This is a genomic window from Kitasatospora sp. NPDC001309 (assembly GCF_042896295.1).
GTDB lineage: Bacteria > Actinomycetota > Actinomycetes > Streptomycetales > Streptomycetaceae > Kitasatospora.
The window spans coordinates 99,267-114,545 of sequence record NZ_JBIAXC010000010.1 but is presented as its reverse complement, the minus strand read 5'-3'; the positions used below and the strand labels follow the sequence as shown (position 1 = coordinate 114,545).

The window sequence follows — 15,279 nt, the reverse complement described above, 5'->3', positions numbered from 1 at the left end:
CGAGCGCTCCCCTCCCCAGCGCCGCTGTCCCCAGCGCCGCTGTCCCGAGCGTCCCCGCCGCCGCGCCCCCGGAGGGCGCCGCCCGGCGTGCGGGCAGCACCCTGGAACCGGTCCGGCGCTGACCCGCGCACCGGCCGCCCCGGCATCGAACGAACGACCCCGACACCGAACGAACGAACGAAGAATGAGGTGAACACCATGACCAAGACAACGAACGGCATCGAAGTCGAAGGCACCGTCATCGAGTGCCTGCGCAACGCCAACTTCAAGGTGGAACTGCAGAACGGGCACGTCGTCCTGGCCCACATCAGCGGGAAGGTCCGCAAGAACCACATCAAGATCCTCCCGCACGACCGGGTGCTCGTGGAGCTCAGCCCCTACGACCTCACCCGCGGCCGGATCCGCTACCGCTACCGCAACTAGCGGCCGGCTGGGGGAGAACCGGTGGCCCGGCACGCTCCCCCGTGGCGTGCCGGGCCACCGGTGGTTCTGCCGCGCGGGGCTGACGGGCCCGGCGCGTCGCGGTGTTCCTCGTGGAGGATGCCAGTGCGCGCGGCGCCCGTGTTGTCCCTGCGTCTCCACTTCCTTGGCAATGCGTCTACGCGTCGCCGTCCCGCGCCCGCTCGGCCGCGGCCCGGTGGCGGTGCTCACGGGGCGAGAGCCCGTACGCGGCCCGGAAGGCGCGGCTGAAGTCGTCGGCCCGGGGGAAGCCCCAGCGGGCGGCGACGGCCTGGACCGCCAGGGTGCGCAGCGCCGGGTCGGCCAGGTCGCGCCGGGCCCGCTCCAGCCGCTGCCCGCGGATCCAGGCCGCCAGCGTCCGGCCGTCCCCGGACTCCCCGGACTGCCGGGTGAAGACCCGGTGCAGGTGGCTGACGGAGACGTGGTGGGCGGCGGCGATCACCGCCGGCGACAGCTCGGGGTCCTGGAGGTTGCGCCGCACGAAGGCGCGCACCGCCTCCACCAGGGCGCGCTGGCGGGTGTCCTCCGGCACGGCCGCCTCGGCCTCCAGCTCCCCGGCGACCCAGGCGGCGACCAGGTCGACCGCGATGGTGCCCAGCCGGGCCGCCCCGGCCGGGTCCAGCGCCGCCGCCTGCCGGTCCAGCCCGACCAGGAAGTCCGACAGCAGCGCGCAGGTGCCCTCGCGCACCGAGAACCCCCGCCCCAGCAGGTCGCGCAGCCGGTGCGGCGGCAGCGGCAGCAGCGCGGCCGGGAAGTCGATCCCCACGGCCTCGGTCCGCTGCTCCCGGCGGCCGCCGCCCCGGGCCCCGAGGGCCCGCACCTCGTAGGGGTGGGAGCTGTCCACCAGGTACAGGTCGCCCCGGCCGAAGGTGCGGGTGCGCTCCTTGGCGCCGCGGGTCAGTGACAGCCCGCCGTCGAGCGGCATCGTCAGGTGGTACACCCCGGGGTCCGTGCGCCGCACCATGGCGGCGGAGCGCCGGAAGCGCGTCGGCGGGAACGAGGACCGCAGCAGGGTCACCGGCCCCAGCTCCAGGCGCCGCATCTCCGCCCGGAAGTCGTCGGCGTGCTCGCTGGTCATCTCGCTGGCCCGGGTGCGCCCGATCAGCTCCCGCCAGCAGTCGAACCGCTCCCACGCGGGCACGCCCTCGCCCCGGAACACGCTCCCCGTCACCGCGGCCACCTCGCCGCCCCCTTCCCGCTCCGCTTCCCGGCCCGGCCGCTGCCGGACCGTCGACCGTAACCGATCCCGGCCCGGCCGCCGGCCCGGACCCCCGTGCCTGCCCCGTGCCCAGCCCCGTACCCGCGCCCGGTCCGCGTCCGGGGCCGCGCCCGGTCAGGGGGCCAGCAGTGCGCAGACGAAGTCCTCCTCGACCGCCCGCAGGTGCGCCAGCAGGTCCGGTGTGCCGCTCCGGTTGACCTGCGTGGTGACGGAGACGGTCAGGCTGCGCCGCCCGTCGGCGGTGCCCGCGCCGAGCTGGGTGTAGCCGGGGGTGTTGCCGGTGTGGCCGTACACCGTGCCGCAGCGGGTGGTGTACTCGAAGATCGCCAGTCCGGCGTGGTTGGTGCCGGGGCCGGCGGGTTCGGAGGCGCCGTCGACGAAGGTCCGCTGCTGTGCGCGGGTGGCGTCGCCGATCAGCGGGCCGCCCGCCCAGGCGGCGGCGAAGGCGTTGAAGTCGGCGGGGGTGGAGACCAGGCCGCCCGAGGCCCAGGAGCCGGAGGCGCCGTACTCGGTGCTGACGTCCTGCGGCGGGGCGGGCGGTTCGACGGCGTAGCCGTGCAGGTAGGGCCTCGGCAGCCGGTAGCCGGAGGGCAGGCTGGTGCGGGTGAGTCCGAGCGGGCGGTAGACCTCGGAGGCGAGCAGGTCCTCGTAGCGCTGCCCGGTGGCGGCCTCGGCCATCAGGGCGACGGCGATGTTGTCGGAGTTGGAGTACTGGTAGCGGGTGCCGGGGGTGAACTCCAGGGGCTCGTCGGCGACGAAGTCCAGCAGGTGGCGGGAGTCGAAGACGTGGTGGGGGTCGGCGCTCAGCAGGTCGCCGAAGGCCGGGGCCCTGCTGTAGTCGGGCAGCCCGCTGGTGTGGTTGAGCAGCTGGCGCAGCGTCACCGCGCCCCAGTCGGCGGGCAGCGCGGGCAGCCGGGCGGTGAGGGTGTCGTCGAGGCCGAGCAGTCCGCAGTCCACCAGTCGCAGGGCGACGGCGCCGCTGAACGCCTTGGCGGCGCTGGCCAGGCGCATGTGGTCCTCGGCGAGGGGCGGGCGGCCGGTGCCGAGTTCGGCGGTGCCGGCCCGGATCACCCGGACCCGGTCGTCCTCGCGCAGGACGGCGATGGCGCCGGGCGGGCCGTCCGGGCGGTCCACCAGCTCCTGCAGCCGGGCCCGCAGCGCCCGGTCGCCGTCCTGGCGGCCGTCCTGGCGGCCCTCGGGCCCGCCGCCCGCGGCGGCGCCGGCGGCGGGGGCCAGCGCGAGCGAGGCGGCCAGCGACGCGGTCAGCAGGGCGGTGACGGCGGGCCGTGGACGGCGGCGGGGGCGCGGTGACATGACGGATCCTCCGGAGGGCGGTGCGGGTGCCAGTGGCCGGGTGGCCGGGTGGTTCGGGGGCAAGGGATCACCGCCCGCGGACCCGGGGAAACGGCCGGACGCCCGCCGTGACCCGCCTGGTCGATCACCGCGCCGGGCCGTCGGACCCGGACCCGGACCCGGATCCTGGTCCGACGGCCCGGGGCCCGGAACCCCGGGCCCGGGGTGTCAGCCCTGGAACGGCCCCTCGTCCACGAAGGTGCGCAGCAGCCGGGCGAAGGCCCGGGCGTCGTCCGCCGGCCAGGAGGCGAGGGAGTCCTCGATGCGGGCCGCCAGGCGTTGCCGGGTGGCCCGTACCGCGTCCCGTCCGCGGTCGGTGAGGACGAGCAGGGTCGCGCGCCGGTCACCGGGGTCGGCCTCGCGGCGCAGCAGCCCGGCCTCCTCCAGCCGGTCGGCGCGGCGGGTCACGGTGGTGCGGTCCAGCCCGATCTCGCGGCCCAGGTCGGCGGCGCTGCACGGGCCGGTGCGGGCCAGGCCGCTGAGCACCGGGTAGGTGAGCTCGTCGACGGCTTCCCCCAGGCCGTCGGTCAGCTGGGCGTGCAGGCCGGTGCGGGTGCTGCGCCGCAGCAGCAGTCCCAGGGCCTCGGCGATCTCGTGTCCGGTCGGATTCGTCACCCCCTCAGATTAGCGTGCGCTGCGCACGCTTTTCCTGTACTGTCAGATGCGTGCCTGAGGCACGCACTTTCTCGTGACAAGTCATCGGAGGACCCCGTGCAGCACACCGACATCACCACCGCCCTCGCCGACCTGCTCCTCACCCCGGGCCTGGACCTCCACGAGGCCGTCGACCGGCACTTCGCCCCCGACTACCGCCAGCGCACCGACGGCCGCTGGGACGACCGCGGCGAGTTCCTGGCCCACATCGCCCACCTGCGCACGGTCGTGGCCGACGGCTCCGTCGAGGTCCACGAGGAGCTGGTCGACGGCCACCGCTACGCCGACCGCCACACCATGACCATCACCAAGACCGACGGCTCCACCGTCCGCATGGAGGTCTACCTCTTCGCCGAGTTCGCCCCCGACGGCCGCTTCCGCCGGATCGAGGAGACCACCCTCCTGCTGGAGGGCGCCGACCACGACCGCGACCTCGGCAGCGCCCGCTGACCGAGCACCCGCCGGACGCCGCGCCCGCTGACCACCGCGCCCGCCGGACGCCGCGCCCGCCCTACGGTTGTTCGCCCGCGCCCTCGGTGTCGATGTGCGGCAGCACCCGGTCCAGGAAGCGTGGCGTCCACCAGGCGGCCGGCCCCAGCAGCGTCATCACCGCCGGCACCAGCAGCAGCCGCACCACCGTGGCGTCCACCAGCACGCTGACCGCCAGGCCCAGCCCCATCATCTTGATCACCACGTTGTCGCTGACGATGAACGCGGCGAACACGCTCACCATGATCAGCGCGGCGCAGGTGATCACCCGCGCGGTGATCTCCAGCGCGTGCGCCACGGAGTCCTGGCTGCGCCCGGTGCGCAGCCAGGACTCGTGGACCCGCGAGAGCAGGAAGATCTCGTAGTCCATGCTCAGCCCGAAGACGATCGCGAACATCATCATCGGCACGTAGCTCTCGATCGGGACCTTCCCCGCGACCCCGAGCGCCGGCCCGCCCCAGCCCCACTGGAACACCGCCACCACCACCCCGTACGAGGCGGCGATCGACAGCAGGTTGAGCACCGCGGCCTTGACGGCGACCAGCAGGCCGCGGAAGACCGCCAGGATGATCAGGAAGGCCAGCGCGACCACCACCGCGATGATCAGGACCAGCCGGCCGGAGACGATGTCCAGGAAGTCGACCTGGGCCGCGGTGTTGCCGGTCACGTACGTCCTGGCGCCGCTGCCCGCCACCGCGTCGGGCAGCACGGTGTCCGACAGGTGGTTGACCAGGTCGGTGGTGGCCCGGTCCTGCGGGGCGCCGGCCGGGACGACGGTGGCGAACAGCACGGCGCCGTCCGGGCTGGTCTGCAGCGGGGTGGTGCTCGCCGCGCCGGGCAGGCCGGTGAGGGCCTGCTGCACGGCGCCCTGCACGCCGGCCCGCGACCCGTCCGCCACGGCGCTCTGGTCGACCACCACGGTCAGCGGCGCGTTCGCCCCCGGGCCGAAGGCCTGGGAGACCAGGTCGTAGGCGCGCCGGTCGGTGAAGGAGGTCGGGTCGGCGCCGTCGCCGATGTGGCCCAGCTGGATGGAGAACAGCGGGATCGACAGCACCCCGAGCGCGACCACCCCGGCGACCAGGTAGCGCCACGGGTTCGCCTCCACCCGCCGGGCGTAGCGGTGCCAGCTCCCGCCGCCCTCGCCGCCGCCCCCGGCCTCGGCGATCGGACGGCGCACGGCGAAGCGGTCCATCCGGCGCCCGATCAGCCCCATCAGCGCCGGCAGCAGGGTCAGCGCGCCGAGCACCGCCGACACCACCGTGACGGCGGCCGCGGCCCCGAGCTTGGCGATGAAGGAGATGCCCGACACCGACAGCCCGGACAGCGCGATGATCACCGTGCAGCCGGAGACCAGCACCGCCCGTCCGCTGGTGGCCACCGCCTGCCCGGCGGAGGCGACCGGGTCCACCCCGTCCATCAGGTTCTGCCGGTGCCGGGTCAGCAGGAACAGCGCGTAGTCGATGCCGACCCCGATGCCGATCATCGTGGCCAGGGTCGGCGCCACGGTCGCGAAGGTGGACAGCGCCGCGACCAGCCCCAGCGCGCCCAGCCCGACCACGGCCGCGATCAGCGCCGTCAGCAGCGGCAGCCCGGCCGCGATCGCGCTGCCGAACCCCACCAGCAGCACCACCACCGCCACCGCGAAGCCGATCACCTCGCTGGAGCGGTCGTCCGCCGCCGGCCGGGCCAGCTCGCCCAGCGGCCCGCCGTACTCCACCTGCACCCCGGCCTGGCGCAGCGGCGCCACCGCCGCGTCCACCCCGCCCAGGTAGTCGTGGCCCAGCAGCGCCGGGGTGGTGTCGAAGCGGACGGTGATGTACCCGGTCAGCCCGTCGGGGGCCAGCGGCCCGCCCGGCGGGGCGCTCTGCCCGGCCGGCGGCAGCGGGCTCTGCGCGCTGATCACGTGCGGCAGCTGCTGGAGCGCCGTGACGGTCTGGGCGATCTGCGGCTGGAAGCCCGTCAGCTGCTGGGCGTCGTGCAGCACCACCTGGGAGCTGGTGCCCGCGGCGGCCGGCTCGTGCGCCTGCAGCACGTCCCGGCCCTGCTGGGCCTGGGTGCCGGGCAGGGAGAAGTCGTCGGAGTAACTGCCGCCGACCGTCCGGTTGGCGGCCTGGACGCCGGCCAGGGCGACGATCCACAGCACGAGGACGAGTACGGAGTGGCGCGCGCACCACTCGCCCAGGCGCCGCAGCGCCGCGCGCCTGGCGGGCGGCGGCGTCGCGGCGGCCGGGGGGACACGGCGGGCGGACGGCGGCATGGACGGGCTCCCGGGGTCTCCTGCGCGCTGGTGCGCCGAACCGGCGCAGTGTTCCCCGCGGGCCGCCGCGGCCCTCCGGTACCGGCGGGTAGTCGCCCCACCGGCCGCCTCCCCGCCGCCGCCCACCGTCGGGTCAGGGCCGCCCGCCCCCGCCGAGCAGCGGCGTGCCCACCGGCGCCGCCGCCCCGACCAGCACCACCAGCTCGTGCCCGCCCGGGTTGGCCTGCACCGGTACGGTGCGCCAGTTGTTGGCCAGCCAGACGTTGCCCGAGGGGTCGATCTGCACGCCGGTGTTGCGCTCCAGCCCGTCGCTCGTGTACCCGGTGCCGGGCGGCGAGATCGGCTCACCGGTGCGCACCCCGGGCGGGCAGGCCGCCAGGTTGACCCCGCACAGCCGGGCGACGCGGTGGCCGCCGAAGTTGGCCACCCACACGGTGTCGTCCCCGTCCACGGCCACCCCCCAGGGCAGGAACAGCCCGCCGTTGGCGAAGGGCGCGGGCGCCGGTGTCCCGTCCGCCCCGATCAGGGTCACCGAGGCGCCCGGGCGCGGGCCGTCCTCGCCGCCGAGCGCGTCCGCCAGGTCGCCGGGGGTGCTGTCCCCGCAGGGCACCGGCAGGATGCCGCTGTTGCTCACCCAGGCGTTGCCCCGGCTGTCGGTGGCCACTGCCAGCGGCCGGCGCAGGCCCCCTCCGGCGACGGTCCGCTCCAGCGCGCCGTCGGGGCCCACCACCTGGACGCTGTCGCTGCCGTTGCCGCTCACCCACAGCCGCCCGGCCGGGTCCACCGCCGCGCCGAAGGGCTTGTGCAGGCCGGGCGTGGGGATCTCCCGGGCCGCGGCCCCGTCGCCGTCCGGGATCCGCGCCACGCTGTCCGAACCGCAGTTGGCGACCCACACCGTGCCGGCCCGGTCGGCGGCCATGCCCTGCGGCTGGACGATGCCCGCCCCGCGCCAGCCCGCGGGCGGCGACAACGGGGTGCCGTCCGGGGCGAACTGGGAGAGGCTGCGCTCCAACGGCGTCGGATCGAGTGGGCAACCATGGCCCTGGAAACCGAAGTTGGCGACCCAGGCGCTGCCCCTGGCGTCCACGGTGATGCCGAAGCCGGCCCCGTACAGGCCGCCGCCGCGGTAGGGGGCGCCGGGGGCGTCCTGCCCGGTGGGGGTGAACTTGAGCACCGTGTCGCTGCCGCAGACCGGCACCGTCGGGTCCGGGCCGTAGCGGTAGTTGTTGCTGACCCAGGCGTTGCCGTCCGCGTCGAAGGCGATGTTGCCGGGGCCGTCGAGCTCGTGCCCGTTGCCCGCGTAGCGCAGCGCCACCGTCCAGGCGTCCGGCGCGGCGCCCAGCGCGGGCCGGTAGCGCTCGGTGGTGGCGGCCAGCGCGAACAGCTCGGCGGCGTTGCGGCCCGGGTCGTGGGCGATGTTCACGGCGGCCAGCAGCGTGTTGCGCGGCCGCTCGCCGCCCGGCGGCCGGGCCAGCTCCAGCAGCCGCCCGCAGGAGTCGCCGGTGACGCACGAGGCCAGCAGGTTGGCCAGGGAGTTGACCTCGGCCATGGTCGAGGTCAGCGCGCCGTTGGGCGGCGCGGCCAGCAGCGGGGCGATGCCGCCGGTGCCGGTGTCGGCCAGGTTGTGCGCGAGGGCGGCGGCGTTCGGCAGCCCGGGGGAGGAGCCCGCGACGCCGTCCGGGCCCGTGAAACGGGCCAGCGCGTAGGCCACGGCCACGGTGGTCCGCTCGTTGACGACCAGTTCGGGCGGCGCCCCGGCACCGCTGAGCACCGCGGCCAGCGTCACCGGCCCGCCGCCCGCCCCCTCCGGCGCCTCCCGGCCGTCCGTACCGCCCCGGTCCGTACCGCGCCCGTCCCCGCCCCCGCGGCCCGGCAGGTCTGCCAGCACGTACAGCACCGCCCGCGCGTCCCGCGGCCGCCGGTAGTCCAGGCTGAACCGCCCCTGCCCGTCACTGCGCCCCCGGGCCAGCACCCGCGGCCGCCCGCCCCCGCCCTCCCCGGCCTGGTACAGCGTCACCCGCGCCCCGCCCAGCGGCGCGTCACCGCTGCGCACCACCCCGCACTGCCCGGCCTCCTCCCCTCCGCCGGCCGGCGCGGCGTGCGCGGGCCCGGCGGCCAGCTGGGCCAGGAGGGCGGCGGTCAGCAGGACGCCGCGGTGTCGACGCATGGGGACTCCGTTCGATCGCAGGAGGTGACAGCAGGAGCTGACAGCAGAGGGGAAGGGGCCGGACCCGCCCGCGCCGGGGCACTCGGCGGGGCCGCCGCCCTCCTACCTGCCACATCCCGGGCCGCCCGTACGCGACCGGCCGCCGGACGCGGCGGAAAATGCCCGGGACGGCCGAGCCCCACCCGCCCCCGCCGACTTCCCGCGCGACACCGGCGAGTTGGCTAGACTGCCCCGGCCCGGTGTGATCAAGAAGGGACACGAATGAGCATGGGGGGATCCTGGATGACCGCGACCGAGCCCGACCCCGAGCAGCCGGCGGCGCCGCAGATACGGCAGGACATCCCGCACAGCGCCCGGATGTACGACTACTTCCTCGGCGGCAAGGACAACTTCGCCGTCGACCGCGAAGCCGCCGAACGCGTCCTGACCGTCTTCCCCACCATGCGCACCGCCGTGCGGGCCAACCGCACCTTCATGCACCGCGCCACCCGCGCCCTGGCCCGGCGCGGCCTGCGCCAGTGGCTGGACATCGGCACCGGCATCCCCACCTCGCCCAACCTCCACGAGGTCGCCCAGGCCGTCGAACCCGCCGCCCGGGTCGTCTACGCCGACAACGACCCCGTCGTGCTGGCCCACTCCCGCGCCCTGATGACCAGCACCCCCCAGGGCCGCACCGCCTACGTCCACGGCGACGTCCGCGACCCCGCCGCCATCCTGGCCACCCCCCAGGTCGCCCGGACCCTCGACCTGGACCGGCCGGTCGTCCTGTCGATGATCGCCCTGCTCCACTTCGTCCCGGACCTCGACGACGCCCACGCCATCGTCGAGCACCTCCTGGACCCCCTGCCGTCCGGCTCCGCCCTGGTCCTCTCCCACGCCACCGCCGAACTCGACCCGCCCGGCGCCTCCAAGGTCCAGGAGATCTACAACCAGGCCGGCACCTCCCTGCGGCTGCGCCCCCGCGCCGAGTTCGCCACCCTCTTCGCGGGCCTGGACCTGCTCGACCCGGGCATCGTCCCCGCCCACCGCTGGCATCCCGACGGCACCGACGAGGCCGACCTGCTGCCGGCCGGCGTCACCGACGCCCAGGTCTCCTTCTACGCCGGCGTCGCCCTCAAGCCCTGACCGGGCGCCGGGGCCCGCCGACCCGTCAACACCCCGGCCTCCTCCTCCCGTCCGGGTGACGCCGGGCCGGTTCCCGCCCCCGGCCCGGCCCCGGTCCGCTCTGCTGGGAGCGGCCGTCCCGCCGCGGCCGTCGGCACCCGCCCCGGAGGAGTCCCGTGACCTCGCCCTGCGACCCCCAGTACGCCCCCGCCGGCGACGTGAGCGCGGCGCTCATGGTCATCGACTCCCGGCTCAAGGCCCTCTACGACGGCCGCACCGGCGCCGACCCCGCACACCGCGAGATGGTCGACCACCTCGCCGCCTCGCTGGGCCCGGACGGCTTCGCTGCCCTGCTGGAGGGCGCCTGCACCCTCATCTACCTGTACATGAACTGGCTGCGGAAGGCCTGCGAGGACCAGGGCAAGGACGTCATCGAGTACGTGCTGCCCAGCCTCCTGGCCACCATGCGCATGATGCCCCGCACCTTCCGCCCCGAGGTCGTCCCCACCATGGCCGGCCTGCTCGTCGCCGCCGCCGGCGACCTGAGCCCCAACCTGTGGCGCGCCCAGTACGGCCCCTGGACCGACGCCGAGATGAACCCCCTGGAAGCCACCGCCACCCTGCTCGCCGAGTACGTCAACCGCATCTGCGGCGACGACCGCGACTTCGCCACCCGCCTGATCACCGACGCCCTCTCCCGCGCCGACGACGAGGAGCAGGACGAGGCCGACGAGGCCTGACCCCCCCGGCCGACGGCGCCCGCGACCCCGCCCGCCGGCGCCCGACGCGATGTCAGTGCCCGCCCCTAGAGTGGTCACAACGCTGGAGGGAACGCCGAAAGGCGCCGCGGGTGAACCCCGCGAGAGACTCCGGAAATGCCTCGCAAGCGCGCCGGAAAAGGGGATAGCCATGTCCGCGAACAGGATCAAGCACAAGGTCAACCACGTCTCCCTCGTGGTCGACAAGTCCGGCTCGATGCGCCAGCACCAGGCCCAACTCGTCCGCGTCGTCGACGAGTTCGTCAAGGGCCTCCAGGAGGAGTCCGACCGCCTCGGCCACGAGACCCGGATCAGCCTCTACGCCTTCGACCACGAGGTGCAGAACCTGGTCTGGGACATGGACGTCAAGCACCTGCCCTCCCTGCGCGGCCTCTACCAGGTCGACAACGGCGCCACCGCCCTGATCGAGGCCGCCGTCAAGTCCGTCGACGACCTCAAGAACATCTGGGAGGGCTACGGCGAGCACTCCTTCCTCCAGGTCGTCGTCACCGACGGTGAGGAGAACGCCTCCGGCTGCTCCCAGAGCGGCCAGATGCACACCCGGATGAACGGCGGCCAGGGCGCCGCCGTCCTGCGCTCCTGGCTCGACCGCATCCAGGGCGCCATGGACGGCCTCCCCGACCACTGGACCTCCGCCATCCTGGTCCCCAACTCCCTCGCCAAGCGCACCGCCCAGGAGTACGGCTTCCCGGCCGGCAACATCGCCATCTGGGACGCCGACTCCAGCAAGGGCGTCGAGGAGGCCATCGGCACCGTCAAGTCCGCCGCCACCAGCTTCCTGCGCGGGCGCGAGCAGGGCGTGCGCGGCACCAAGAACCTCTTCGCCATGGGCCAGGACCTCGACACCACCCAGGTCACGGCCAACCTCGACGCCCTGGACACCGGCAAGTACATCCTCATACCCGTCGACGAGGCGTCCCCCATCCGCGACTTCGTCACCAGCTCCGGCCACCCCTACACGACCGGCTGCGCCTTCTACGAGCTCTCCAAGCGCGAGAAGATCCAGGGCAACAAGCAGCTCGCCGTCGCCGAGAAGGACCCGGCCACCGGCCGGATGACCGGCCGCGTCTTCTCCGGCCCGGCCGCCCGCCGACTCCTCGGCCTGCCCGCCGCGGAGGCCGTCGTCAAGCCCGGCGAGAACCCCTCCTACACCGTCTTCGTCCAGTCCACCTCCGTCAACCGCAAGCTCGTCCCGGGCACCAAGCTCCTCGTCCTGCGCTGACCCCGGGGCCTTGCGCCCCGCTCCGTACGGCGGGGGAACGCCGCCGCGGCCCGATCGGGGGACGGGCCGGGCCGGCGCCGCAGGGGCGAACGGAAGGGCAGCTGCTTCCCGGGGCCGACGACCCCGGGAAACAGCTGCCCGATTCAGGTGCTGGTCAGTTGCTGCCGCGGGTCCGACGTCGGGTCAGCGTGACGACGGCGCCGCCGGCGACGAGGAGGGCACCGGCGATGCCGGCGCTCAGGCCGGCGCCGTTGGAGCCGGTGTCGGCGAGCTCGGTCGCGCCGGTGCCGTCCACGGAGGTGCCGGTGTCCGTCCTGGCCACCGCCGCCGTCACCGTTTTGGCGGTTGCCGCGGTGACCGCAGCGGCCGGGACGACCGCGGGCGCGGTGGTGGTCGGGGTGGGCGCCGGGGTGCTCTGGCCGAGGCACTCGGGGGCGCCGTCGACCGGGGTGGCGGCGATCGGCTGTGAGGTCCAGAACAGCGTTCGGTCGGCGCCCCCGAACTGGCCGAAGTTCAGCGAGGCGTCCGTGTCGGTCCTGAAGTTCTTGCCGAGCGTGACACGGGCGTTGAGCACCCGGTTGTCCACCGGGCCGGTGGCCCACTTGGTCAGGTCGACCAACTGCCCTTCGACGCCGCCGGCCTGCATGCTGACCTTGTGCCAGCTGCCGTCCTGCGGGTCCTGGACGTCCACCTGGGCGTCACAGGCGGACGGGCCGGTCATGGAGCCGTACTTCTGGCCCGCCCAGAGGAAGAACGATGCCTGGGTGAGGTGCCAGTCGAAGCCGTTGGCGGTCCTGATCGAGACCTGGAAGGCCTGCGGCTTCCCGTCGGCCGGGAGGTCCTTGGGCAGGCCGGTGACGGTGGTGGTCAGGCCCGTGGTCTTCACGCCCCGTCCGACGCCCCGGACCGTGAAGTCCTTGGCCTGGCCGTCCGCGCTCAGGGCGGGCGCCAGGAGCGGCTCGACGGCGACGTCGCTGTTCGGGCCCTCGTGCGTGGACTGCACCAGCTTGAACCGCAGCTTGAACGTGCGTGAGGCGTGCGCCGGGACGTCGATCCCGGCGCCGGTCAGGTCGGTTGCCACGCCCTGGTGGCCGGCCGGTGTGGCACCGAGGTCCTGGTCCACGAGCTTCACCGGCTGCCAGGCGCCGGAGGTGCCGTCCGCGTACTCGGCGACGATCTGGTCCACGCCGAGCATCTGGGTGCCGAAGTACAGCACGAGGTGCTGTCCGCCGTAGGGCGCGTCCGCGTCGTTCTTGACCGTGACGGTGCCCTCGGACCAGTCACCGCCCGCCTCCACCGAGGCGAATCCGCCGACCGTGACGGAGTGGTCCTTGTCCGGCGTCGCCGCCTGGGCCGGCAGGGCCAGCGCGAGCGGGGACGCGATCAGGGAAACAGCCAGAACTGCAGGCCGAAGTCTCAATTCAACCTCAAGTAAGTCCGAAATGGCCGCGATATCCGCGGCAACGCGAAGGATTCCCCCCCATCGCGTCGGCCGGAGAATAACCGATAACCATTCCGCAGGCCAACCATCATGTTCCGGAGCGGCTCCCGCCGATTGCCGACCGTGGCGGTTGGCGACGAGGTGTCGCCCGCGCCACGCCTCCTTTCTGGTCCGGTTTCTGTTCAGGCGTCACCTTCTCCGCCATTTAGACCCGTTGTGCCCGTGGCGAGGCCAAAGCGACCCCGACGGGAAAGCGACCCCGACGGAAAGCGGCCCTGACGGGAAAACGGTTCGCCCTCGGATCAGCCGCTGTGTCAGGATGCCCCGTTACTTCGTCCGACCGGGGGGTCTCCTGACCATGCGCCGCTCCACCGTGCTCGCCGTCGCCGCCGCCACGGTCTCCCTCGCCGCCCTGGTGGGCTGCGACGACGACAAGGCGCCGACCGCCTCGCCGACCGCGCCGGCCACCACCGCCGGGGCCGCGCCGACCGCCACCCCGACGCCCACGCCCACGGCCACTCCGACGCCCACCGCCGCCGCGACCACCGCCACCGCCGTGGCCACGACGGCGGGCGGGGCGATCGACCCGGAGAAGGCGCTCGCGCTCGCGGAGGCGACCCCGTACGCGGCCACCCAGGACTTCACCACCGAGGCCGGCCCGCTCAACTCGCGCACCAAGGCCCGGGTGAACCTCAACGGCCCGGTCCGCTCCGGCCGGCTCACCGAGTCCATGAGCGCCGCCGGCGGCGACGTGGCCGGCGGCAGCGACACCCCGAACGTCGTCGTCACCGGCGACGGCACCACCTACATCCGCAGCGGCAGCAGCTGGCGCACCTCACCGCTCGGCGACCGGGTCGCCGACTACCACGGCTACGCCAAGGCGCTGCTGGCCCTCGGCCCGTCCGCCCGCACGGGCATGGAGGACTGCGAGGGCACGCCCTGCTTCCACCTTGCCGGCACGGTCGGCGTGGAGCAGGTGAAGCCCCTGGAGGCCGAGCAGTACAAGATCCTCAAGAGCAAGGGCGTGGAGGGCTTCCGGCTCGACCAGTGGATCGACGCCCAGGGCCACACCGTCCGCTTCGACCGGAAGACCGACCTCGGCGGCGTCCAGATCCGCACCCGCGGCACCTTCCGCGACTTCGGCCCGGTCGAGAGGATCGACCCGCCGCGCTGAGCCCCACGACAGCCCCGCCCCACCCCGGACCGGACGCCGCCTCAGAAGTGCTAACTTAGGCAAGCCTAACCAGGCAGCGCGACGACCACACGGCCCAGGGGGCACCATGGCAGAGCAACCGACCCGCCGGACACCGCGCGCCCGTGAGGCACGGGTGCTGCGCACCGAGCGGATCACCCCGCACATGGTGCGCCTGGTCCTCGGCGGCGCGGGGCTGGCGGACTTCGACGCCACCGAGTTCACCGACCACTACATCAAGGTGCTCTTCGCCCCCGAGGGCGTGGACTACCCCGAGCCCTTCGACCTCGCTCGGATCCGCGAGGAGTTCCCGCCCGAGCAGCGGCCGGTCACCCGGACGTACACCGTGCGGGCCTGGGACCAGGCGCTGCACGAGCTGACCGTCGACTTCGTGGTGCACGGCGACGAGGGCCTCGCCGGGCCCTGGGCGGCCCGCGCGCAGCCCGGTGAGACGGTGCGCTTCCTGGGCCCCGGCGGCGGCTACGCCCCCGACGCGGACGCCGACTGGCACCTGCTGGCGGGCGACGAGAGCGCGCTGCCCGCGATCGCCGCGGCGCTGGAGCGGATGCCGGCCGGCGCCGTGGTGCACGCCTTCGTCGAGGTCGCGGACGCCGCCGAGGAGCAGAAGGTCCTCTCGCCCGCCGGGGCCGCGATCCACTGGCTGCACCGCGGCGCGCGCCCGGTGGGCGAGGCGCTGGTCGAGGCGGTCGCCGCCCTGGAGTTCCCCGCCGGCACGGTGTCCGCGTTCGTGCACGGCGAGGCCGGCTTCGTGAAGGACCTGCGGTACCTGCTGCGCGTGGAGCGCGGCGTCCCGCGCGAGCGGCTGTCGGTCTCGGGCTACTGGCGGCTCGGCCAGAGCGACGAGGCCTGGCGGGCCGCCAAGCGCGAGTGGAACGCCCAGGTCGAGGCCGAGCAGGAGCAGACCGGCTGACCCGCCCCGGCG

The 15,279-nt window shown here is 74.7% G+C and carries 13 protein-coding genes; 7 read left to right on the top strand and 6 right to left on the bottom strand.

Features of this window, described 5'->3' with window-relative positions; all coding sequences use genetic code 11:
• The first annotated feature begins 198 nt into the window (after positions 1-198).
• A complete protein-coding gene (gene infA / locus ACFY2K_RS13345) occupies positions 199-423 on the top strand; it encodes a translation initiation factor IF-1 (RefSeq protein ID WP_188306513.1) in 225 nt (74 codons plus the stop codon).
• A gap of 175 nt (positions 424-598) precedes the next feature.
• Here infA and ACFY2K_RS13340 read toward each other — a convergent pair whose 3' ends face one another.
• The 3 genes from ACFY2K_RS13340 to ACFY2K_RS13330 form a co-directional block, all read right to left on the bottom strand.
• Positions 599-1,630: an AraC family transcriptional regulator gene (locus ACFY2K_RS13340; protein WP_387711320.1), complete on the bottom strand. Its 1,032-nt coding sequence runs from the start codon at positions 1,628-1,630 to the stop codon at positions 599-601.
• Positions 1,631-1,792: 162 nt separating this feature from the next.
• Entirely contained in the window at positions 1,793-2,992 is a 1,200-nt protein-coding gene (locus tag ACFY2K_RS13335; protein WP_380525328.1) for a serine hydrolase domain-containing protein, read from the bottom strand.
• 207 nt (positions 2,993-3,199) lie between these two features.
• Complete coding sequence (locus ACFY2K_RS13330; RefSeq protein WP_380525329.1) at positions 3,200-3,646, bottom strand: MarR family winged helix-turn-helix transcriptional regulator; 447 nt, start codon at positions 3,644-3,646, stop codon at positions 3,200-3,202.
• 96 nt (positions 3,647-3,742) lie between these two features.
• Here ACFY2K_RS13330 and ACFY2K_RS13325 point away from each other — a divergent pair, with 96 nt between their 5' ends.
• Positions 3,743-4,135 carry a nuclear transport factor 2 family protein gene (locus ACFY2K_RS13325; protein WP_375897373.1) on the top strand — a complete coding sequence of 131 codons (393 nt, stop codon included), beginning with the start codon at positions 3,743-3,745 and terminating at the stop codon, positions 4,133-4,135.
• Positions 4,136-4,196: 61 nt separating this feature from the next.
• On the opposite strand, the gene ACFY2K_RS13320 is transcribed toward ACFY2K_RS13325, so the two are convergent.
• Together ACFY2K_RS13320 and ACFY2K_RS13315 are read right to left on the bottom strand one after the other, a co-directional pair.
• Positions 4,197-6,431, bottom strand: coding sequence for an MMPL family transporter (locus tag ACFY2K_RS13320; RefSeq protein ID WP_387711318.1), 2,235 nt, complete (start codon positions 6,429-6,431; stop codon positions 4,197-4,199).
• A gap of 133 nt (positions 6,432-6,564) precedes the next feature.
• The gene (locus ACFY2K_RS13315; protein WP_387711316.1) at positions 6,565-8,598 is read right to left on the bottom strand and encodes an NHL repeat-containing protein; all 2,034 of its coding nucleotides are present in this window, start codon (positions 8,596-8,598) and stop codon (positions 6,565-6,567) included.
• Between the two features lie 282 nt (positions 8,599-8,880).
• Between ACFY2K_RS13315 and ACFY2K_RS13310 the strand changes: the two genes are divergently transcribed.
• From ACFY2K_RS13310 to ACFY2K_RS13300, 3 genes are all read left to right on the top strand, one after another.
• Positions 8,881-9,723: an SAM-dependent methyltransferase gene (locus ACFY2K_RS13310; RefSeq protein WP_380525331.1), complete on the top strand. Its 843-nt coding sequence runs from the start codon at positions 8,881-8,883 to the stop codon at positions 9,721-9,723.
• A 155-nt stretch (positions 9,724-9,878) separates the two neighbouring features.
• The gene (locus ACFY2K_RS13305; protein WP_375896950.1) at positions 9,879-10,442 is read left to right on the top strand and encodes a hypothetical protein; all 564 of its coding nucleotides are present in this window, start codon (positions 9,879-9,881) and stop codon (positions 10,440-10,442) included.
• A 169-nt stretch (positions 10,443-10,611) separates the two neighbouring features.
• The gene (locus ACFY2K_RS13300) at positions 10,612-11,703 is read left to right on the top strand and encodes a VWA domain-containing protein (RefSeq protein ID WP_375896947.1); all 1,092 of its coding nucleotides are present in this window, start codon (positions 10,612-10,614) and stop codon (positions 11,701-11,703) included.
• Between the two features lie 154 nt (positions 11,704-11,857).
• Here ACFY2K_RS13300 and ACFY2K_RS13295 read toward each other — a convergent pair whose 3' ends face one another.
• Positions 11,858-13,123 carry a hypothetical protein gene (locus ACFY2K_RS13295; protein WP_387711314.1) on the bottom strand — a complete coding sequence of 422 codons (1,266 nt, stop codon included), beginning with the start codon at positions 13,121-13,123 and terminating at the stop codon, positions 11,858-11,860.
• 379 nt (positions 13,124-13,502) lie between these two features.
• On the opposite strand from ACFY2K_RS13295, the gene ACFY2K_RS13290 reads away from it, so the two are divergent.
• Positions 13,503-14,318, top strand: a complete 816-nt coding sequence (locus ACFY2K_RS13290) for a hypothetical protein (protein WP_380640012.1) — start codon at positions 13,503-13,505, stop codon at positions 14,316-14,318.
• A 106-nt stretch (positions 14,319-14,424) separates the two neighbouring features.
• The gene (locus ACFY2K_RS13285) at positions 14,425-15,267 is read left to right on the top strand and encodes a siderophore-interacting protein (RefSeq protein WP_380525334.1); all 843 of its coding nucleotides are present in this window, start codon (positions 14,425-14,427) and stop codon (positions 15,265-15,267) included.
• Positions 15,268-15,279: the final 12 nt, after the last annotated feature.

Bases quoted from the DNA above. Each gene is read 5' to 3' on its own strand.
- infA (WP_188306513.1), top strand. From the start codon at position 199: ATGACCAAGACAACGAACGGCATCGAAGTCGAAGGCACCGTCATCGAG.
- ACFY2K_RS13320 (WP_387711318.1), bottom strand. From the start codon at position 6,431: ATGCCGCCGTCCGCCCGCCGTGTCCCCCCGGCCGCCGCGACGCCGCCG.
- ACFY2K_RS13285 (WP_380525334.1), top strand. From the start codon at position 14,425: ATGGCAGAGCAACCGACCCGCCGGACACCGCGCGCCCGTGAGGCACGG.
- ACFY2K_RS13315 (WP_387711316.1), bottom strand. From the start codon at position 8,598: ATGCGTCGACACCGCGGCGTCCTGCTGACCGCCGCCCTCCTGGCCCAG.
- ACFY2K_RS13290 (WP_380640012.1), top strand. From the start codon at position 13,503: ATGCGCCGCTCCACCGTGCTCGCCGTCGCCGCCGCCACGGTCTCCCTC.
- ACFY2K_RS13335 (WP_380525328.1), bottom strand. From the start codon at position 2,992: ATGTCACCGCGCCCCCGCCGCCGTCCACGGCCCGCCGTCACCGCCCTG.
- ACFY2K_RS13300 (WP_375896947.1), top strand. From the start codon at position 10,612: ATGTCCGCGAACAGGATCAAGCACAAGGTCAACCACGTCTCCCTCGTG.
- ACFY2K_RS13310 (WP_380525331.1), top strand. From the start codon at position 8,881: ATGACCGCGACCGAGCCCGACCCCGAGCAGCCGGCGGCGCCGCAGATA.